The sequence below is a fragment of the Agromyces sp. NPDC058110 genome, from assembly GCF_042884735.1.
GTDB lineage: Bacteria > Actinomycetota > Actinomycetes > Actinomycetales > Microbacteriaceae > Agromyces.
The window spans coordinates 642,836-663,011 of the sequence record NZ_JBHVTI010000002.1 but is presented as its reverse complement, the minus strand read 5'-3'; the positions used below and the strand labels follow the sequence as shown (position 1 = coordinate 663,011).

The following is a 20,176-nucleotide window of genomic DNA, read 5'->3' as shown; positions in this document are numbered from 1 at the left end:
ACGCTGTTGAGTTCTCAAGAAACGGACGCACCCAAACAATCACCCGAACCAAGCCGGGCCCTCATTCAGGGCAACCTGTCAACCATACCACCACATCAAGCTGATTGAACCTGCTGTTGCAGCTCCGAACACCCAGTGATCAGCAGTCGGATCGAACCGACTACGAAAGGTGGAAGGAATCACACTCTAGACTTGAAATCACCGAGTCGCAATCGCGCCTACGAGGTTATTTGGCTAGAGCATCAACCCGACCGCCGCTCCGAACCTTGCGATTCGTTCCGGCCGCCGTGGCGACAGATAGAAACCTACCTGCGGGTTCGGTTCTCGGCCAAATCCGCGTTGCATCCCGGGCGTGTCGCGCCCCGGCTCGGCATCGATTCCCCGATCAGCCTGAGATCCGCCAAAGTAGCACCGCCGGCATCCGCACGTCGTCGAGTCCGACCCTGCCGTCGGTGCACCGACACGCAGCAGTGCCAGACGCAGATCGACCCCGTTCACCGCGAAGCGATGAACGGGGTCGATCCGGTTCCGCACTGCAGAACTCGGCGATGCCGAAGGTGGATTCGACTATTCGACGAAGATGCCGGCGAGCGTCTTCTTGCCCCGTCGGAGCACGGCCATGCCGCCCCGCGGAACGCGCCCCTCGATGGTCGCGGTCTCGTCGTCGATGCGCACGTTGTCGAGCGAGACGCCGCCCTGCGCGATGGCGCGGCGACCCTCGCTCACCGACTTCACGAGTCCGGTGTCGAAGAGCAGCTGCGCTACGGGTGCATCGGGCGAGGTCGTGGTGTTCGGCAGCTCACGGAGGGCCGACTCGAGCGTGTCCGCGTCGAGCGCCGACAGGTCGCCCTGCCCGAAGAGCGCCTCGGAGGCCGCGATGACGGCGGCCGTGGCATCCGCCCCGTGCACCAGGGTGGTGACCTCGTTCGCGAGCGTGCGCTGGGCCTCCCGGCGGAACGGCTCGCTCTCGACGAGCGCGGCGAGCCGCTCGATGCGCTCGCGCGTCAGGAAGGTGAACACCTTGAGGCGGCCGATCACGTCGGCGTCGTCGGTGTTGAGCCAGAACTGGTAGAAGCGGTACGGGCTGCACATCTCGGCGTCGAGCCAGATGGCGTTGCCCTCGCTCTTGCCGAACTTCGTGCCGTCGGAGTTCGTGATGAGCGGGGTGCCGATGGCGTGCGCGCTGCGGCCCTCGACCCTGTGGATCAGGTCGGTGCCGCTCGTGAGGTTGCCCCACTGGTCGCTGCCGCCGGTCTGCAGCACGCATCCGTACTGCCGGTACAGCTCGAGGTAATCGAAGCCCTGGAGGATCTGGTAGCTGAACTCGGTGTAGCTGATGCCGGCGTCGGAGTTGAGGCGCGACGCGACGGCGTCTTTCTTGAGCATGGTGCCGACGCGGTAGTGCTTGCCGATCTCACGCAGGAAGTCGATGGCGCTGAGGCCCTCGGTCCAGTCGAGGTTGTTGACCAGGCGCACGGCGTTGTCGCCCTCGGCGGAGAGGAAGCGACTCACCTGCGCCTGCAGGCGACCGACCCACTCGACGACCGTCTCCTTCGTGTTGAGCGTGCGCTCGGCCGTGGGGCGGGGATCGCCGATCAGGCCGGTCGAACCGCCGACGAGGCCGAGCGGCTTGTGCCCGGCGAGCTGGAGCCGGCGCATAGTGAGCAGCTGCACCAGGTTTCCGAGGTGCAGGCTGGGCGCCGTGGGGTCGAATCCGCAGTAATACGTGATCGGATCGCCGGCGAGGAGTGCTTTCAGCGAGGCTTCGTCGGTGGAGACGTGCACGAGGCCGCGCCAGCGGAGCTCCTCCCAGACGTCGTCGAATGCGGCGTCGTTCTGCTGGGATGCGAGGATCACGGGGTCTGACACCCAGCAAGGCTATCAGCGGGCGCCGGCGCGGGAATCGCTCATGGAGCGACCGCGTCTTCCGTTAAGTCAAGCCTGAAGCATTGATCTGTTTGAATAAAGCCTGTACCCTTGATGTCAGCAATGCAACGCTGAGGGATTGAGCGGAGGAGGCGCGATGTTCGTGATCACGGCGGATCAGGTGGGGAGCCGTCGAGGCGCCGATCGAGCGGGCGACCTGATTGCAGCGCTCGAGCGCGCGCACGGCGATGCGCTCCTGCTTCCGGCCGACCAGACGGCGGGCGACGAGATCCAGCTGGCCACGTCGACGGCGTCGACGGCGCTCGCGATCGTGCTCGACGCGACGCGCGACGGACGGTGGAGCGTCGGGCTCGGCGTCGGCGGTGTGCGGACCCCGCTGCCCGACGCGGCGCGAAAGGCCACGGGCACGGCATTCATCGCCGCGCGCGAGGCCGTGCAGGCGGCGAAGCGTGCCGACGGACGGTTCGCGCTGCGCGCGGCATCCGAGGTCCCCGAGTCGGGACTCGACCCAGGCACGACGACGACAGCCGAAGTCGGCGGCGCGATCGACGCAGCCGGTGTCGAGGCGCTCGTGCGCCTGCTCGTGCTGCTCAGGGAACGTCGGAGCGAGCCGGGCTGGGAGGTCGTCGACCTGGCCCGCGGCGGGCGCCTCCAGAAGGACGTCGCAGCCGACCTCGGCATCAGCCCGGCTGCCGTGAGCGCCCGGCTGAAGGCGGCCATGTGGCGTGCCGAGTCCGACGCGATCGCACCGCTCGAGCGGCTGCTCGCCGAGCTCGACGCCCGAGCGGACTCCGACCGCACACGCTGAGGCCGAGCGACCCGCGCACCGGTCGGGATCGCTACGCTGTTCGCAACCGCTCCGTGGACCCCTACGCCGAAGGAACCCCGTGTTCGATCCCACCGCCGTCACGAACGCCATCGCCTCGACGATCCTGTTCCTCGCGCTCGCCGGCGCTGCCGGGTTCTCGATCCTCGCGCACCTGCGGTTCCGAGCCGCCTTCGTCTGGATCGCGGCGGGAGCACTGCTCATCGCCCTGCTCTGCGCCTCGGCGCTCACCGAGCCGGCACCGGGCGGCTTCGCGCCGCTCGCGACCGCGCTCGCGTTCACGGCCGCGGTCTTCGGCGGCAGCCCCGCAGCCGCCACCGCGCTCAACCTCGCGATGGGCGGGAGCGTCTCGCCCGGCCTGCACGGCGGCATCATCGTGAGCGAGAAGGCGACGACCGCCGAGGAGCGCCAGGGCCTCGTCGCCGCGCCCAAGCGCGAGGTGCTGCGCGGCGGACTGGTCATCGGCTTCCTCGAGCGCATCGCTGCGGCCGGGTCGATCATCGCCGGGTTCCCCGAGGGCCTCGCGATCGTCGTGGCGGTCAAGGGCGTCGGCCGGTTCACCGAGCTGGAGGCGCCGGAGGCGCGCGAGCGATTCATCATCGGCACCCTCGCGAGCCTCATCTGGGCGTGCGCCGCGGCGCTGATCGTGCAGATCGCGGTGCACTGAGTCGCGCGGATCGAGGTCGCGTCGCCTCAGCTGACGATCTCGAGGGGACCCTCGTCGGGCGTGGGCGGCTCGAACCGCTCGAAGTACTCCGTCGCCGTCTGCTCGGTCAGCGGCCAATCGTCGGCATGCCTGCCGTGCCGGTCGCCGATCCGGCTCAGGATGGTCTCGAGGCTCGTCGCGACGTAGACGGTCTCGGGCACGACGCCCTGCGGTGCGAGCAGCTCGCGGAACTCATCGCGTTGTCGCCTGAACCAGAATCCGAAGTCGAGCACGACGTCGTCGCCCGCCGCGACCAGCCGCAGCAGGCGCGCCTTCAGCGCTACCGCCACCTCGGCGACCACGTCGGCCGGGGGCATCGTGGTGATTCCGCGATCCCAGAACTCCACCTCGAACGACAGGCGCGTCCAGCCGTCGCGCTCGAGGCGCTTGGCGTAGGTGGTCTTGCCTGCACCGCCCGGCCCGCACATCATCACGACGCGGGATGCTCGAATGCTGGTCGCTGCCACGGTTCCGAAGGTACGTGCCGCTACCGACATCGAGTGCGCGGTCAGGCGTGCGACTTCGCGTGCCGTCGGTACGGCGAGACTCCGGGGTCGCCCGGCAGCCAGAAGCGCCACGGGTACGCCGCTCCCCCGCCTGCCCCACTGACCCCCGTGCGCGGCCCCGACTCGGATTCCGGAGCCTCGGCGAGGACCTCGATCCGGAACGGGGGCGCGAGCAGGTCCGCACCGGTCGCGGCGAGCGGCACGCCGAGGGCGACGGCGAGCCGAGCCGGCCCGCGTGCGAGATCCCGATCGGATGCCGCGCCGCGCCGCCCGCGCGCGAGCTCGAGCCCCTCGACCACCGTGCCGCCCCGCAGCAGCACGGCCGATGCCCGGCCGTCGACGCCCGACACCACGTTCAGGCACGTGTGCATGCCGTAGGTGAAGTAGGCGTAGAGGTGCGCGGGCGCGCCGAACATCACCGCTGTGCGGGGCGTCTCGCCGCGGTGCGCATGCGAGCCGGGATCCTCCCCCACCCCGCGATAGGCCTCGACCTCCGACAGCCGCACCGCGACACGGCCCTCGTCGGAGTCGTACGCGAGCACGGCGCCGAGCAGCAGCGGTGCGAGCTCGACGGAGTCGCGTGCGAAGAACGCACGGTCGGGCACACGCCGCGCGTCGCACGCCGAGCCGCCGAGGGTCGGAACGACCTCGTCAGCGGCCCGGCGCGGCATCCGCTCGCTCATCGACGCGCCGTCGGATGCATCATCGGCAGTCGGCGTTCGGCGCTCAGCGGTCGGCGTCGGGAAGCCCCGCGACGAGGTGCCGCACGCGATCGGCGAGCAACGCGAATTGGTCGGCGACCCGTGCCGGAGCCGTGCCGCTCACGCCGTCGCGACTCGCGACCGAACCTTCGATCGTGAGCACCTCGCGCACCTCCGGCTCGAGCCGGGCGTCGATCTCGGCCAGGGCCGCGTCGTCGACCTCGTCGAGCTCGAGCGAGTGCTCCTCGGCGTAGCGCACCAGCGCTCCCGTGATCTCGTGCGCGTCGCGGAACGGCACGTGGCGCTTCACGAGCCACTCGGCGACGTCGGTCGCGAGGGAGAACCCGGCGGGCGCGAGCTCGGCCATGCGCTCGGTGTGGAACGTGAGCGTCGCGATCATGCCGGTGAAGGCGGGCAGCAGCACCTCGAGCGTCTCGACCGAGTCGAAGACGGGCTCCTTGTCTTCCTGCAGGTCGCGGTTGTAGGCCAGCGGCAGCGCCTTGAGCGTCGCGAGCAGGCCGGTGAGGTTGCCGATGAGCCGGCCCGACTTGCCGCGCGCGAGCTCGGCGATGTCGGGGTTCTTCTTCTGCGGCATGATCGACGAGCCGGTCGAGTAGCCGTCGTGCAGCGTGACGAACCCGAACTCGCGCGTGTTCCAGAGGATGATCTCTTCGGCGATGCGCGAGAGGTCGATGCCGATCATGGCCGACACGAACGCGAACTCCGCGACGACGTCGCGGCTCGCGGTGCCGTCGATCGAATTCTCGGACGGGCTCGCGAGGCCCAGGTCGTGGGCGACGGATGCCGCGTCGAGGCCGAGCGTCGACCCGGCCAGGGCGCCGCCGCCGTAGGGCGAGACATCCGCCCGCTTGGTCCAGTCGACGAGGCGCTCGAGGTCGCGCGACAGCGCCCAGCCGTGGGCGAGCAGGTGGTGCGCGAGCAGCACGGGCTGCGCGTGCTGCAGGTGGGTGCGGCCGGGCATGATCGCGGTGCGGTGCGCGTCGGCCTGCGCGGACAGGGCGTCGATGAGGTGCACGAGCTGACGCCCGATGACCGCGACGTGGTCTTTCAGGTAGAGGCGCACGAGGGTCGCGATCTGGTCGTTGCGGCTGCGGCCCGCGCGGAGCTTGCCGCCGAGCTCGGGGCCGACGATGCCGATGAGCGCGGCCTCGAGCGCGCCGTGCACGTCTTCGTCGGACTCGGTCGCGACGATGTCGCCGTTCGCGACGCGCGCCTCGAGCGTGTCGAGGCCGGCGAGCATGGTGTCGAGCTCTGCCGCGTCGAGGTACCCGGCACCGGCGAGTGCCCGTGCGTGGGCGCGCGACCCCGCGATGTCGTACGGGGCGAGCTGCCAGTCGAAGTGCGTCGACTTCGACAGCGCCTGCAGCTCGGGCGACGGTCCGCTCGCGAAGCGCGCACCCCAGAGGGCGCCCTCGTTCGTGCCGTGCTGGGCGGGGGTCTCGGTCATCGTGCGTTCTCCTCGGTGACGGCGGTGTTCTGCGCCAGCAGCCACACGAGCAGCGCCTTCTGCGCGTGCAAGCGGTTCTCGGCCTCGTCCCACACGACCGACTGCGGCCCGTCGATGACGGAGGCTCCGACCTCGTAGCCCCGATACGCGGGCAAGCAGTGCAGGAAGATCGCCTCGTCGGCCGCTTCGGCCATGAGCGCGTCGTCGACGCCGTAGCCGGCGAACTCGGCGATGCGCTCGGCCTTCTCGGCCTCCTGCCCCATCGAGATCCAGGTGTCGGTCACGACGACGTCGGCATCGGCCACGGCCTCGTGCGGGTTCGACGTGACGAGCACGGAACCGCCGGTCGTCGCGGCGATGCGGCGGGCGTCGTCGACGATGTCGGCGCGCGGCGGGTACCCGGCGGGCGTGCCGATGCGCACGTGCATGCCTGCGGTGACGCCCGCGAGCAGGTAGGAGTGCGCCATGTTGTTCGCGCCATCGCCGACGTACGCGAGCGAGCGGCCGGCGAGATCGCTGAAGCGCTCCTTGACCGTCAGCAGGTCGGCGAGGAGCTGGCACGGGTGGAAGTCGTCGGAGAGCGCGTTGACGACCGGCACCGTGGTGCCGGCGGCCATCTCCTCGAGGCCCGACTGGGCGAAGGTGCGCCAGACGATCGCGTCGACCATGCGTTCGAGCACACGAGCAGTGTCGGCGACCGACTCCTTGCCGCCGAGCTGGCTGTCGGCCGACGAGATGATCAGCGGCGCGCCGCCGAGGTCGGTGATGCCGACCGAGAACGAGATGCGCGTGCGCGTGGAGGTCTTGTCGAAGAACACGGCGACCGTGCGGGGGCCCTCGAGCGGTCGCTCGGCGAAGCGGTCGGACTTGAGGCGCACGGCGAGGTCGAGCACCTCGGCCTGCTCGGCGGGCGAGAGGTCGTCGTCGCGGAGGAAGTGGCGGGTCATGCGGTGGTTTCCGTTCGGTGGGTCGGCCTCGGCCGACGCGTCGGGTCGGTGGGGTTCAGGATGTCGCGCGCGCGACGTCGTCGAGTGCGGCGGCGAATCGGTCGGCGAAGGCGTCGATCTCGGCATCGCCGATGATGAGCGGCGGCGCGAGGCGGATGGTCACGTCGTTCGCGGCGTTCACGATGAGGCCGTGCGCGAGTGCCGCGTCGACGACCTTTCCCGCGACGGGCTGCGTGAGCCCCACGCCGATCAGGAGTCCGCGACCTCGTGTGGCCGCGACGAGCGGGGAGCCGATGGCGGCGATGCGCTCGCGCACCTGCGGGCCGCGGCGGGCGGCGTTGCCGACCAGGTCGGCGCGCTCGATCTCGCCGAGCACCGCGTTCGCGACGGCCGTCGCGAGCGGGTTGCCGCCGAACGTGGATCCGTGCTGCCCCTTCGAGTAGAGGTCGGATGCCGCACCGAACGTCACGAGTCCGCCGATCGGGATGCCGCCGCCGATGCCCTTTGCGACGGTGATGGCGTCTGGCTCGATGCCGGCGTGCTGGAACCCGAACCACGCGCCCGTGCGCCCGGCCCCGGTCTGGATCTCGTCGACGATGAGCAGTGCGCCGTGGCGACGTGTCAGCTCGCGCGCGGCCTCGAGGTAGCCGTCGGGCAGCTCGACCACGCCCGCCTCGCCCTGGATGGGCTCGACGATGAGCGCGGCCACCGCGTCGTCGAGCGACGCCTCGAGGGCCTCGATCGTGGCGGGGATGTGCTCGACGCCGCCCGCGAGCGGCTCGAACGCCTCGCGCATGTGCGGCTTGCCGGTGAGGGCGAGCGAGCCCATCGTGCGCCCGTGGAACGCGTCGACGAGCGCGAGCACCCTGGTGCGGGCGCCGCCGGAGTTGTTCAGTCGCGCGAGCTTGAACGCGGCCTCGTTCGCCTCGGCGCCGGAGTTGCCGAACCAGGCACGACCGTGCTCGCCGGCGCCCGCGAGGCGCACGATGCGCTCGGCGAGCTCGAGGGCGGGCTCGGTCATGAAGTAGTTCGACACGTGCGCGAGCGTCGCGGACTGGCGACTGACCGCCTCGACGAACGCCGGATGCGCGTGCCCGAGGGAGTTGACGGCGATGCCGGCGAGGAAGTCGAGGTACTCGGTGCCCTCGTCGTCCCACACGTAGGCGCCGTGTCCGTGGTCGAGCTTGCGGAGCGGCATGCCGATGGAGCGCATGATGCGCCGGTCGAAGCGCTGCTGCCAGTCGGCCTGGGTCTCGGAATGCGTCTCAGCCGGCGTCTCGGTCTGCTGCGTCTCGCTCATGCCGCCACCACCTCGGTTCCGATGCCCGCGGGCGTGAAGATCTCGAGGAGGATCGAGTGCGGCACGCGTCCGTCGATGATGGCGGCTTTCGCGACGCCTCCCTCGACGGCCTCGAGGCACGCGGCCATCTTCGGGATCATGCCTGACTCGAGGCTCGGCAGGAGCTCGGCGAGCTCGGCCGAGTCGATCTGCGAGACGAGCGAGTCGCGGTTCGGCCAGTCGTGGTAGAGCCCCGCGACATCCGTCAGCACGACGAGCTTCGCCGCGCCGAGGGCGACCGCGAGGGCCGCGGCGGCGGAGTCGGCGTTGACGTTGAGCGACTGCCCGGGGTGGTCGGCGTCGGGTGCGATCGAGGACACCACCGGGATGCGTCCGGCCTCGAGCTGGGCGATGACGGCGGCCGGGTCGACCTCGACCACGTCGCCGACCTGCCCGAGGTCGAGCTCCTCGCCGTCGACGACGACGCCGCGGCGACGTCCGCGGAACAGGCCCGCGTCTTCACCGGAGAGCCCGATGGCGAGCGGTCCGTGCTCGTTCACGAGCGAGACGAGCTCGCGGTTGACCTGGCCCGACAGCACCATGCGCACCACGTCCATCGCCTCGGGGGTCGTGACGCGGTAGCCGCCGCGGAACTCGCTCTCGATGCCGAGCCGTTCGAGCATCGACGAGATCTGCGGGCCGCCGCCGTGCACGACGACGGGCTTGATGCCCGCGTACCGGAGGTAGACCATGTCTTCGGCGAACGCCCGCTGCAGCTCGGGGCTGACCATCGCGTTGCCGCCGAACTTCACGACCACGGTCTCGCCGTGGAAGCGCTTCAGCCAGGGCAGGGCGTCGATGAGCACGTGGGCCTTCGCCGACGCCGTGGACTCGGCGTCGGCGGTGTCGGTCTCTGCGCGTGTCTGCATCATCAGCTCGCGTACGCGCTGTTCTCGTGCACGTAGTCGTGCGTGAGGTCGTTCGTCAGGATGGTGGCGGATGCCTCGCCCGCGTGCAGCTCGACGAGCACGTGCGTGGCGCGCGGCGTCAGGTCGACCTGATCGCGTGGCGCGTCGGGACGACCGGCATGGCACACGCGCACCCCGTTCATCGAGACGTCGACGAGGTACGGGTCGAACGGCGCCTGCGTCGTGCCGATCGCGGCGAGCACGCGGCCCCAGTTCGGGTCGTTGCCGAAGATCGCGGCCTTGAACAGGTTGTTGCGGGCGACCGAGCGCCCGACCTCGACCGCGTCGTCTTCGGTCACCGCGCCGCGCACCTCGATCGCGATGTCGTGACTGGCGCCCTCGGCGTCGGCCTGGAGCTGCTCGGCGAGGGAGCGGCACGCTGCGGTGACCGCGTCGCTGAACGCGGCGGCATCCGGAACCACGCCGGAAGCACCGGAGGCCAGCAGCGTGACCTGGTCGTTCGTCGACATGCATCCGTCGGAGTCGAGCCGGTCGAACGTGACCCTGGTGGCCTCGCGCAACGCGGCGTCGAGCTCGGCGCTCGGAAGGTCGGCATCGGTCGTGAGCACGACGAGCATGGTCGCGAGGCCCGGTGCGAGCATGCCCGCGCCCTTCGCGATGCCGCCGACGCGCCATCCGTCGCCCTCGACCACGACGGTCTTCGGCTTGGTGTCGGTGGTCATGATCGCGCGCGCCGCGTCGCCGCCGCCGTCGGCCGCGAGCCGGGCCGCGGCCGAGAGCACGCCCTCTTCGAGCACCTCGCCGTCGAGCTGGTCGCCGATGAGGCCGGTCGAGCAGACGAGCACGTCGCCCGCAGCGATGCCCAGGGCGGATGCCGCGGCCTCGGCCGTGCGGTGCGTGACCTGGAACCCCTCGGGGCCGGTGAAGCAGTTGGCCCCGCCCGAGTTCAGCACGATGGCCGACACGACGCCGTCGAGGATGACCTGCTGCGACCAGAGGATCGGGTTCGCCTTGGCCCGGTTCGAGGTGAACACGGCAGCTGCCGCGGCCGACGGCCCCCGGTTGACGACGAGCGCGAGGTCGAGGGCGCCGGAGCGCTTGATGCCCGCGGCGATGCCCGCGGCCTCGAAGCCTGCTGGAGCGGTGACGGTCACGGGGCGACTCCGTTCATGGGAAGGCCGGTGTACTCGGCGAGTCCGAGGGCGATGTTCGCCGACTGGATGGCGGCACCCGCGGTGCCCTTGACGAGGTTGTCGACCGCCGCGACGACGACCACGCGACCGGCGGCCTCGTCGATCGCGAGGCCGATGAGCGCGGTGTTCGCGCCGAGCACGTCGGACGTGCGCGGGAACTGGCCCTCGGGCAGCAGTTGCACGAACCGCTCGCCCGCATAGGCGTCTTCCCAGGCCGCGCGCACGGCCGCGGCATCCGTTCCGGGCACGATGCGCGCCGTCGAGGTCGCGAGGATGCCGCGGCTCATCGGCACCAGCACCGGCGTGAAGGAGATCGTGGGGTCTGCCGCGCCGGCCCAGCGGAGGGCCTGCTGGATCTCGGGGATGTGCCGATGGCTGCCGCCGACCGCGTACGGGTTCGCGGAGCCGAGCAGCTCGGACGCGAGCAGGTTCACCTTCGGGCTCTTGCCCGCACCCGACGGGCCGACCGCGAGCACCGAGACGAGGTCGCGGTCCTCGATGACGCCGGCACGGATGCCGGGGGCGAGCGACAGGGCGACGGTCGACGCGTTGCAGCCGGGCGCCGCGATGCGGCGAGCGCCCGTGAGGCGTTCGCGCTGCGTGCCCGACAGGCGCGGCAGCTCGGGCACGCCGTAGCTCCAGGCGCCGTGGTGCTCTCCGCCGTAGAACGCGGCCCAGTCCGCGCTCGACTCGAGCCGGTGGTCGGCGCCGCAGTCGACGACGAGCGTGTCGGGCGAGAGCTCGGCGGCGATCGCCCCCGACGTGCCGTGCGGCAGCGCCAGGAAGACGAGGTCGTGACCGCCGAGCGTCTCGGCGCTCGTCTCCTTCAGCGTGAGGTGCGTGAACGAGCGCAGGTGCGGCTGCACCGAGACGAGGGACTGGCCGGCGTTCGAATGCGCGGTGACCGTGCGCACCTCGAACTCGGGATGATCTGCGAGCAGCCGGAGAAGTTCTCCTCCGGCATACCCGGACGCGCCGGAGACGGCGACGGAGTACGTCATGGAATCCACCTTAAGGTCTGAACGAGCGTGGCGATGTTCCGGCGACGCCCCGCGTCAGGCCTCAGACCTGTGCAGGGGTCGCCGACATTCGGCGCTCGCCACGACGTCGGTTGCGCACGATCTCGGTGCGCGCGACCCCGGCACGCGCGACGCGTGCGACGAGGGCGGACCGGGTGGCGGACATGCGACGACCCTAGCGGCGGCACGACGCCGATCGCAAACCCATGACGTCACGTGGCCCGGGCCGCCGGCTCAGGGGCCGGCGGCGGGGCGGGTCACGACGCGACGGCCCCCGCACCGACGGGCCGCGGCACCGAGTCGACCAGCAGCTGCGTGTACGGGTGCTGCGGGGCGTCGAGCAGCTCGGCCGTGACGCCCCGCTCGACGATCTCGCCCCGGTGCATGACGAGCGTCTGCTCGCACACGCGCCGCACGACGGTGAGGTCGTGGCTGATGAAGAGCACGGTCAGGCCCTGCTCGCGACGCAGCTCGGCCACGAGGTCGAGCACCTGCGCCTGCACCGAGACGTCGAGCGCGCTCGTGGCCTCGTCCATGACGAGCACCTCGGGTTCGATCGCGATCGCACGGGCGATCGCGATGCGCTGGCGCTGGCCGCCCGACAGCGTGCGGGGGCGCGCGTCGGCGTGCGCCGCCGTGAGCCCGACGCGCTCGAGCAGTGCGACGGCGCGGTCTCGCGCCTGCGGGCGCCCGAGGCGGGTGTGCAGCCGGAGCGCGTCCTCGATGGCACGACCGGCGGTGATGCGCGGGTCGAGCGAGAGGTACGGGTCCTGGAAGACCATCTGCACGCTGCGCGCACGGGCGAGCCGTTCGGCCCGGTTGCGCGGGACGGCCGCACGGTCGCGTCCGCCGATCGTGAGCGTGCCCGTGTCGGCCTGCTCGAGGCCGACGATCATGCGCGCGAGCGTGGACTTGCCCGATCCGGACTCCCCCACCACGGCGAGCGCGGCGCCGCGTTCGAGCTCGAACGCGGCGTCGGCCACGGCGACGACCGGCGGCTTGCCGTGCAGGTGGTACGTCTTCGAGAGTCCGGCGACCGACAGCGCCGACGGTTCGGTACGGGCGGCGGCGGCCTGGTGCGCGGGGACCGGCTCGGAGCGGTCGTCGGGGCCGAGCGCGCGCACCGGGGCATCCGTCGCCCCGATGCCCCGGTCGGCGGCCGCGGGCTCGACCGCGAGGGTCGGCGTGGCGGCGACGAGTCGTCGCGTGTAGGCCGCCTCGGGCGCCACGAGCACCCGCATGGCCGGGCCCTCCTCCTCGACCCGACCGGCATGCATGACGACGACGCGATCGCAGACGGATGCCGCGAGGTTCAGGTCGTGCGTGATGAGGAGCATGCCCATGCCCCGGCTCGCCCGCTGCTCGACGAGCACCCGCATGATCTCGGCCTGCGTCGTGACATCCAGCGCCGTCGTCGGCTCGTCGCAGACGAGCAGCTTCGGCGAGCTCGTGAGCGCACCCGCGATCATGACGCGCTGCAGCATGCCGCCCGAGAACTCGTGCGGGTACTGCGCGAGGTGGTCCTCGGGGCGCGGGAGGCGAACGGCGGAGAGCAGGTCGATCGCGCGCGCCTCGGCCTCGGCGGGTGACAGCCCGTCGCAGAGCCGCAGCGTCTCGGTCATGTGGTCGCCGAGAGTGCGCATCGGGTTGATGCCCGCACGCGGGTCCTGGAAGATCATGGCCGCGGAGTGGCGTCGGAGCTCGAGCACCTCGCGCTTCGAGGCGCCGAGCACGTCGTGGCCGTCGAGCACGACGCGGCCGCCGCGCCGCGACCCGGCCGGGGTGAGGCCGAGCACCGTGCGCGCGGTCAGCGACTTGCCGGATCCGGACTCCCCCACGAGGCCGACCGTCTCGCCGGCCTCGACCCGCAGCGAGATGCCGTGCAGGAGGCTTCGACCGTCGGCGAGCTCGAGCGTGAGGTCGCGGATGTCGAGGAGGCTCGTGCCGGTGCCGGTCGGGGTGCCGGTGGCGGTGGCGGCGCCGGTCGGGGTGCCGCTGTTCGTGCTGGATGCGATCATGCGGGCGTTCCTCCGATGCGGTCGGAGAGCTCTTCTCCGATGATGTTGACGGCGACGACGGCGACCACCACGGCGATCGCGGGCACCAGGGCGGGAAGGAAGTATCCGCCCACGATGCCCGCCTGGGCCTCGTTGATCATCGCGCCCCAGTCGGGCGTCGGCGGCTGCACGCCGAGTCCGAGGAACGAGAGGCCGGCGAGCTCGGCGAGCACGTAGCCGAAGTTCAGGGTGGACTGGGCGCCGACGATGGGGGTGACGTTCGGCAGCACCCGGCGCAGCGCGATGAACGCGCCGCCGAACCCCGCGACGCGGTACGCGGCGACGTAGGGGCGCGACCGCTCGGCCTTCACGAGCGTGCGCGTCAGGCGGGCCACGAACGGGGCGTACGCGATGCTCATGGCGATGACGGGCGCGACGAGCCCCTTGCCGAAGAGCGCGACCGCCATGATCGCGAGCAGCAGCGAGGGGAACGCGAACAGCACGTCGAAGACGCGACCGAGGACCGCGTCGATCCAGCCGCCCCGCCAGCCGGCGAGGAGGCCGAGGAGCATGCCGATGATCGTCGAGCCGATGACCACGAGCAGCGGGCCGAGCAGGGCCGTGCGCGCGCCGTACATCAGGCGGCTCAGGAGGTCGCGGCCGAGGCCGTCGGTGCCGAGCCAGTGGGCGGGGCTCGGTCCTGCGTTCACGGCGAGGAAGTCGGGCGCGTCGGGAGGGTACGGTGCGAGGAGCGGCGCGAAGATTGCCGCGATCGTCATCACGACGAGCACCGAGAGGGCGACCGTGAAGGTCGTGCTGCCGATGCGTGCGCGGGGTGCGCGCAGCACCTTCATCGCGAGGGTGGGAGTCGTGGTCATCGTGCTGAAGCTCCTGCTGCCGATCTGGGGTCGATCACGGGTTCGAGGATGTCGATGATCGCGTTCACCACGACGAACGCGGTGACGACGAGCATCACGATGGCCTGCACCACCGGGAAGTCGAGCCGGTCGACCGACTGCACGAGCAGCGAGCCGATGCCCGAGAGCCCGAACGCGGACTCGACGATCGTGCTCGCCACGAGGAGGCCGGCGACGAGCACGCCGCTCACCGTCAGGATGGGCCCGAGCGAGTTGCGGAAGACGTGGCGGCGGATCACGGTGCCGCGCTTGAGCCCGCGGCTCGTGGCGACCTCGACGTGCTCGCGCCCCAGCTGCTCGACCATGGAGGTGCGGGTGACCTTGCCGACGAGCACGACGAAGACGATCGCGAGCGCGGTCGACGGCAGCACCAGGTGGTACACCATGTCGCCGAACCCCTCCCCCGACCCGAAGGTCGGGAACCATCCGAGCTGCACGGCGAAGATCGAGATCAGCAGGATCGATCCGACGAACGACGGGATCGCGCTCAGCACGGTCAGCCCGATCAGGGTGACCCGGTCGAGCACCCGGCCCCTGTTGAGCGCCGCGACGATGCCGGCCGTGATGCCCACCACCGCGATGCCGAGACCGGCCATCACGACGAGCATGAGCGTGACCGGCAGCCGGTCGCCGATGACGGTCGAGACGTCCTGCCGGTACTGCAGCGAGCGGCCGAAGTCGCCCTGCAGCGCGCCGACGACCCAGTTCAGGTACTGCTGCCACGGCGGAAGGTCGAGGCCGTACTGCGCGGTCACCTGGGCGACCGCCTCGGCGCTCGGCTTGCGCCCGCGGAGCAGGAAGCTCACCGGGTCGCCCGGCACGAGGAACCGCGAGAAGAACACGAGCAGCGACGCGAGGAAGAGCGTGAGCACCAGCCCGCCGAGCTTGCCGGCGACACGTCGGAGGCCGGCCGCGGTGAAGCGGCCGTGGGCGCCGGACCCCGCGGCCGCCGCCTGAGCGGCGACCGCGAGGGTCTTGCTATCGAGCGCCAATGGTCGCCGCCCACGGGAAGTACAGGAACGCGATCGACGGCGCGACCCCGGTGATGCGCTCACCCTGGTACGCGGTCATCGGCGTCGTGTAGAGCGGAAGCCACGGCAGCTCCTGGTTCGCGATGTGCTGCAGCCGGCTCGACAGCTCGGCACGCGCATCCGGGTCCTCGGTGCCGACCGCCTCGTTCGCGATCGCGTCGAAGTCGGGGTCGCTCCATCCGCCGTAGTTGCTGAACTCGCCCGTGCGGAGCACCGCGTACATCTCGAGCGGGTCGGGGCTGGAGAGGTACCAGGTGGTGAGGTAGAGGTCGACGCCCTCGCGCGCGCTCGGGTCGGAGAACAGCGCGGTGTAGGCGCTGGGCGTCACGGTCTTGATCTCGGCCTCGAGGCCGATCGACTGGGCGGCCGCGACCGTCGCCTGGGAGACGACGTTGAACTCGTTCGTGATCGGCGCGGTGGCGAAGACGATCTTCTGCCCGGTCGCGCCCGCCTCCTCGACGAGCTTCTTCGCGGCCTCGACGTCGTGCGGGTACTCCTCGAGGTCGTCGAAGGCCGCGTCGCGGGTCTCGTCGGACGCCCCGCCCCACACCGAGTCGGTGGTGAGGGCGTTCCACACCTCGCCGTAGCCCTTGGCGCCGGCCTGCAGGATGCCCTCGCGGTCGAGCGCCATGAGCAGGGCCCTGCGCACCCGGACATCGCCCAGCGGGCCGTCGAGGTTCGAGATCACGAGGTCGTTGACCGCCGTCGTCAGGCCGAACGACACCTCGCCCTTCGTGGCCTGCAACTGGGGGATCCCGTCGACCGGCAGCATCCAGCTGCCGTCGACGTCGCCCGACTTCATGGCGTTGACGCGGGCGGTGGGGTCGCCGAGGAAGACGAACCGCACCTCGCCCGACTTCGCGCGGAGCGAGTCGTCCCAGTAGTCGTCGTACCTGGTGAGGGTGATGGACTCGCCGGACTTCCACTCGGTGAGCTCGAACGGTCCGGTGCAGTTGACGAGCCCGGTCGAGTTGCCGTAGTCGGCGCCCTTCTCGGCGAGCGTCGCCGCCGATTCGACGACGCCTGCAGCACCGCCCATGCCCTGGTTGAACTGGCTGTCGGGGATCGCCGTGGTGACCGTGACCTCGCGATCGCCGGTCTGCTCGATCGACGTGACGTTCTGGTACACCGAGTACCAGAACGAGCCGACGGCCGGGTCGAGGTGGCGCTGCATCGACGCGACGACGTCGGCGGCCGTGAGCGGGCTCCCGTCGTGGAACGTGACGCCGTCGCGGATCTCGTACACCCAGGTGGTCGGCGTCGGGTTGCTGAACGACTCCGCCAGCGCGGGCGAGAGCGAGTAGTCGGGGTTCAGCCGCAGCAGCGACTCGCACACGTTCGAGAGCACCTGGTTGTCGGCGTAGTCGAACGCGTGGGCGTAGTCGAGCGAGTACGGCTCGGCGTAGCTCGCCCAGGTGAACGAGTCGATGTCGCCCGAGGGCGCGGTCGTCTGGCTCGTGAGCTCGAACTCCGGTGCGGCGGTCGGCGTGGGCGGCGCCGCGGTGCACGCGGTGAGCACGAGCGCGCCGGCGGCGAGGCCGGAGACGATCAGGGCGCCGCGGGTTCGACCGCGGCGGGAACGGGTGATGGGCATGTCGGGGCTCCTCAGTGTGCGGTGGCGGGGGCCGGGTCGGCCGGTGCGGACGGTGCGGGGACGGCCGGTTCGGACCGTGCGGGGACGGCTGCTTCGGGGGCGGATGGTGCGAGGTCGGAGGCTTCGGGCTCGGATGTCGCAGGGACGCGCCCGGAGACGAGCTCGCCCTCGATCCAGGTCGACGTGACGCAGGCACGGTGGATCTCGGCATCCGGAAGACCGAACGGGTCGGGCTCGATGACGACGAGGTTCGCGAGGTAGCCCTCGCGCACGTGGCCGGTGTCGTGGTCCCGGTGGTTCACCCAGGCGCTGCCCGACGTGTAGGCGGCGAGCGCCGTGGCGAGGTCGAGGCGCTGATGGGCCCCGCCGAGCGGCGGCACGTCGGCGTCGGCCCCGGGCACGACGCGCGTCATCGCGATGTGGATCGCGGCGAGCGGGTCGGCCGACGAGACCGGCCAGTCGCTGCCGGCGGCGAGCCGCGCGCCGTGGCGCACGAGGTCTCCGAACGGGTATTGACGCGCCTCCGAGCCCTCCTCGAGGAACGGCAGCGTGAGTTCGTCGAGCTGCGCCTCGTGCGCGGCCCACAGCGCCTGCAGGTTGGCGACCGCGTCGAGCGGGGCGAATCGCGCGGTGTCGGCTTCGGCGACGACCTGGAGGTGCGCGAGATGGTGTCGGCCGTCGGTCGCGCCGTTCGCCTCGCGGGCGGCCTCGACGGCGTCGAGCGCCTCGCGCACGGCACGATCGCCCAGCGCATGGAAGTGCACCTGCATGCCCGCGGCGTCCAGCGCCGTCACCGCCATTCGCAGCAGGTCGGGATCGACGAACGAGAGGCCGCGGTTGCCCGTTGCGTGCCCGTGCGCGTCGCGGTACGGGGCGAGCATCGCGGCCGTCTGATTCTCGGCGACGCCGTCGACCATGATCTTCACCGTGCCGAGCGAGAAGCGGGCCGGGTCGCGGTCCGAGGCCAGGTCGTCGCGGCGCCTGAGCATGGTCTCGACCTGCTCGAGCCCGCCCGAGCGCTCCCACCACTGGGCGCCGACGACGTGCACCTTGAGCGCGCCCTCGTCGATCGCCCGGAGGTAGGCCGAGGTCGGATCCGGCGTGCCGGTCGAGGCGCCGGCGACCAGGGCATCCTGCCAGCCGGTGATGCCGAGCGAGAGCAGCAGCTCCTGCGCGCGCAGCAGGCCGCGGTACGTGAGGTCGTCGTCGATCGCGGGCCGCACGTGGGCGAAGAGGTCGGCGGCGCCCTCGTGGAAGGTGCCGGCCGCCTGACCGTCGTCTTCGCGCTCGACTCGACCGTCGGAGGGGTCGGCCGTCGTGGCGTCGATACCGGCGAGGCGGATCGCGGCGGTGTTCGCCCAGGCGCTGTGGTGGTCGCGGCTCATGAGCAGCACGGGGCGGTCGGGCACGACCGCGTCGAGCAGTCCGCGCGTCGGCGCGCCACCCGGGAAGTCCGACATCGACCATCCGCCGCCGAGGATCCACGGCTCGTCGGGGTGGTCGAGGGCGTAGGCGAGCACGCGGGCGACGGCGTCGTCGGCATCCGCTGCGCCGCTCAGGTCGCACTGGAGGAGCTCGACTCCCCCGCCGACGGGGTGGATGTGGGCGTCCTGGAACCCGGGCGAGAGCAGCGCCCCCTCGAGGTCGATGACGCGGGTGCCGTCGCCGACGAGGTCGGCGACGTCGTGCTCGGGAGTGATCGCGGTGATGCGCCCGCCGGTCACGCCGACGGCGTGGCCCAGCAGGGGCGTACCGGTGCCGGTGAAGACCGGGCCGCCGGTGAAGAGGATGTCGACTGCCACATCCGCCTCCGTTCTCGTTCGATGTGGAGGCGACAGTACTGGTCGATCGACGCGACGTCAACAGTGTTGACATCACCGTTGTCCAAGTTGTTATGATCGCTCCACGGCGCACTGACCGCGCGACGCCGGCCCGGCGTCGCGCGTGGCAGGATGGTGCGCATCTCCGTGCGACAGAAGGGTGTTCGATGGCGACCGCGACCGGACCAGGCCGAACCGCCGCTGCCCGCGGCACTGCGAAAGTGCGCCTCGATCGCGAGACGATCGTCGCGGCCGGCCTCGAGCTCGCCGCACGCACCGGCACCACCGTCATCTCGGTGCGCGACCTCGGCACCAGGCTCGGAGCCGACCCGACCGCGATCTACCGGCACTTCCGCAACAAGGAGCAGCTCATGCAGGCGCTGCTCGACGAGCTCAACACGCGCGCCGTCGCCGCGGTCACCGCCGACCCGACGGAGTGGCGCGACCGCCTGCGCCAGCTGGCGAGCGCCACCTTCGACGAGTTCGCCGCCCACCCCGCGATCGCGGTCGAGGCCGTCGTGCTCACCACCCACGGCCCCGGCGAGCTCGACGCGATCGAGCTCATGCTCGACGCGTTCACGCGAGCCGGCCTCGGCGACGACGCCGTCGTGCACTACTACGCCCTGCTGGCCTCGCACACGCTCTCGACGGCGGCCGGCATCGCCCGCAGCCGCAGCGCGCTCCCCCCGGGCGACCACGATGCCAGCCCGTGGTTCGACGGACCGATACTGGCCGACCCCAGGACGCACCCCCGCACGGCCGCACTCGCGCTCGAGATCGCCGAGCTCGAGGACCGCGAGCTCTTCCGGATCGGCGTCGAGTCCGTCATCGAGTCGGCCGAACGCGCGGCCTCGGGATCAGGCGCGGGTTCGCGCGGTGCCGGTTCAGGAGCCTGAGCCGCCCGAACGCAGCGGATGCACCGGCCTCACCCGCGGGCCTGGATCCACGACCGATCGATGAGCGAGGTCAGCACCTCGAGATCGACGTTCGCGAGTCGCCCCACCCAGATGCAGTCGACGCCGAGCTTGATCTTGCCGAGCCGCTCGACGAGTGCCTCCCCGCCGGGCAGCTGCAGCCCGTACAACGACATGTTGGCCTTGCGCGGCGAGAAGCCCACGATCGGCCACTCGCCGGTGCGGCCCGAGGCGTAGCTGTAGTGCTGCACCCCGTACCCGATGATCGTCGGGCCCCACATGACCGCGTCGGTGTCGGCCACGCGGTCGAACAGTTCGCGCAGCACCAGGGCGTCCTCCCGCCGGCCGGCGGGCTCGACCCCGTCGATGAAGTCGGCGACGGATGCCCCGGTCGGCTGGGTCTTCGCTTCGGCGCTCATGCCTCAGGGTAACGCCGGCGGCG

General features: G+C 71.4%; 19 protein-coding genes. 3 read left to right on the top strand and 16 right to left on the bottom strand.

The features are described from left to right. Positions 1 to 567 precede the first annotated feature (567 nt). On the bottom strand, positions 568 to 1,869 hold the full coding sequence (tyrS, locus tag ACFVS8_RS07615; protein WP_387059727.1) for a tyrosine--tRNA ligase: 1,302 nt from the start codon (positions 1,867 to 1,869) through the stop codon (positions 568 to 570). A 154-nt stretch (positions 1,870 to 2,023) separates the two neighbouring features. On the opposite strand from tyrS, the gene ACFVS8_RS07610 reads away from it, so the two are divergent. Both ACFVS8_RS07610 and ACFVS8_RS07605 read left to right on the top strand, forming a co-directional pair. After that, on the top strand, positions 2,024 to 2,695 hold the full coding sequence (locus tag ACFVS8_RS07610) for a DNA-binding protein (RefSeq protein WP_387059724.1): 672 nt from the start codon (positions 2,024 to 2,026) through the stop codon (positions 2,693 to 2,695). A 79-nt stretch (positions 2,696 to 2,774) separates the two neighbouring features. Beyond that, positions 2,775 to 3,380 (top strand): hypothetical protein, encoded by a 606-nt coding sequence (locus ACFVS8_RS07605; RefSeq protein ID WP_387059722.1) that lies wholly within the window; start codon positions 2,775 to 2,777, stop codon positions 3,378 to 3,380. 26 nt (positions 3,381 to 3,406) lie between these two features. On the opposite strand, the gene ACFVS8_RS07600 is transcribed toward ACFVS8_RS07605, so the two are convergent. From ACFVS8_RS07600 to ACFVS8_RS07535, 14 genes are all read right to left on the bottom strand, one after another. Then, entirely contained in the window at positions 3,407 to 3,886 is a 480-nt protein-coding gene (locus tag ACFVS8_RS07600; protein WP_387059719.1) for an AAA family ATPase, read from the bottom strand. Between the two features lie 41 nt (positions 3,887 to 3,927). After that, on the bottom strand, positions 3,928 to 4,530 hold the full coding sequence (locus ACFVS8_RS07595; RefSeq protein ID WP_387059785.1) for a DNA-3-methyladenine glycosylase: 603 nt from the start codon (positions 4,528 to 4,530) through the stop codon (positions 3,928 to 3,930). Between the two features lie 121 nt (positions 4,531 to 4,651). Further along, positions 4,652 to 6,094 carry an argininosuccinate lyase gene (argH, locus tag ACFVS8_RS07590; RefSeq protein WP_387059716.1) on the bottom strand — a complete coding sequence of 481 codons (1,443 nt, stop codon included), beginning with the start codon at positions 6,092 to 6,094 and terminating at the stop codon, positions 4,652 to 4,654. After that, positions 6,091 to 7,041: an ornithine carbamoyltransferase gene (gene argF, locus ACFVS8_RS07585; RefSeq protein WP_387059713.1), complete on the bottom strand. Its 951-nt coding sequence runs from the start codon at positions 7,039 to 7,041 to the stop codon at positions 6,091 to 6,093. Before argF ends, argH begins: the two co-directional genes overlap by 4 nt. A 55-nt stretch (positions 7,042 to 7,096) precedes the next feature. Continuing rightward, the gene (locus ACFVS8_RS07580; RefSeq protein ID WP_387059711.1) at positions 7,097 to 8,341 is read right to left on the bottom strand and encodes an acetylornithine transaminase; all 1,245 of its coding nucleotides are present in this window, start codon (positions 8,339 to 8,341) and stop codon (positions 7,097 to 7,099) included. Next, entirely contained in the window at positions 8,338 to 9,252 is a 915-nt protein-coding gene (gene argB / locus ACFVS8_RS07575) for an acetylglutamate kinase (RefSeq protein ID WP_387059708.1), read from the bottom strand. Before argB ends, ACFVS8_RS07580 begins: the two co-directional genes overlap by 4 nt. Beyond that, a complete protein-coding gene (gene argJ / locus ACFVS8_RS07570; RefSeq protein WP_387059706.1) occupies positions 9,252 to 10,403 on the bottom strand; it encodes a bifunctional glutamate N-acetyltransferase/amino-acid acetyltransferase ArgJ in 1,152 nt (383 codons plus the stop codon). Before argJ ends, argB begins: the two co-directional genes overlap by 1 nt. Further along, positions 10,400 to 11,443: an N-acetyl-gamma-glutamyl-phosphate reductase gene (gene argC, locus ACFVS8_RS07565; RefSeq protein ID WP_387059704.1), complete on the bottom strand. Its 1,044-nt coding sequence runs from the start codon at positions 11,441 to 11,443 to the stop codon at positions 10,400 to 10,402. Before argC ends, argJ begins: the two co-directional genes overlap by 4 nt. Before the next feature lie 61 nt (positions 11,444 to 11,504). Beyond that, positions 11,505 to 11,627 (bottom strand): hypothetical protein, encoded by a 123-nt coding sequence (locus ACFVS8_RS07560; protein WP_387059702.1) that lies wholly within the window; start codon positions 11,625 to 11,627, stop codon positions 11,505 to 11,507. A 91-nt stretch (positions 11,628 to 11,718) separates the two neighbouring features. After that, positions 11,719 to 13,479, bottom strand: coding sequence for a dipeptide ABC transporter ATP-binding protein (locus tag ACFVS8_RS07555; protein ID WP_387059699.1), 1,761 nt, complete (start codon positions 13,477 to 13,479; stop codon positions 11,719 to 11,721). After that, positions 13,476 to 14,336 carry an ABC transporter permease gene (locus tag ACFVS8_RS07550; RefSeq protein WP_387059697.1) on the bottom strand — a complete coding sequence of 287 codons (861 nt, stop codon included), beginning with the start codon at positions 14,334 to 14,336 and terminating at the stop codon, positions 13,476 to 13,478. The genes ACFVS8_RS07555 and ACFVS8_RS07550 overlap by 4 nt, the downstream gene beginning before the upstream one ends. Continuing rightward, positions 14,333 to 15,367 (bottom strand): ABC transporter permease, encoded by a 1,035-nt coding sequence (locus ACFVS8_RS07545; RefSeq protein ID WP_387059695.1) that lies wholly within the window; start codon positions 15,365 to 15,367, stop codon positions 14,333 to 14,335. The genes ACFVS8_RS07550 and ACFVS8_RS07545 overlap by 4 nt, the downstream gene beginning before the upstream one ends. After that, positions 15,354 to 17,000 carry an ABC transporter substrate-binding protein gene (locus ACFVS8_RS07540; RefSeq protein ID WP_387059692.1) on the bottom strand — a complete coding sequence of 549 codons (1,647 nt, stop codon included), beginning with the start codon at positions 16,998 to 17,000 and terminating at the stop codon, positions 15,354 to 15,356. The genes ACFVS8_RS07545 and ACFVS8_RS07540 overlap by 14 nt, the downstream gene beginning before the upstream one ends. 11 nt (positions 17,001 to 17,011) lie before the next feature. Continuing rightward, complete coding sequence (locus tag ACFVS8_RS07535) at positions 17,012 to 18,802, bottom strand: amidohydrolase (protein ID WP_387059689.1); 1,791 nt, start codon at positions 18,800 to 18,802, stop codon at positions 17,012 to 17,014. 185 nt (positions 18,803 to 18,987) lie between these two features. On the opposite strand from ACFVS8_RS07535, the gene ACFVS8_RS07530 reads away from it, so the two are divergent. After that, complete coding sequence (locus ACFVS8_RS07530; protein ID WP_387059686.1) at positions 18,988 to 19,716, top strand: TetR/AcrR family transcriptional regulator; 729 nt, start codon at positions 18,988 to 18,990, stop codon at positions 19,714 to 19,716. 29 nt (positions 19,717 to 19,745) lie between these two features. Here the strand turns inward: ACFVS8_RS07530 and ACFVS8_RS07525 are convergent, their stop codons facing one another. Next, entirely contained in the window at positions 19,746 to 20,153 is a 408-nt protein-coding gene (locus tag ACFVS8_RS07525; RefSeq protein WP_387059683.1) for a DUF1801 domain-containing protein, read from the bottom strand. Between the last annotated feature and the right edge of the window lie 23 nt (positions 20,154 to 20,176).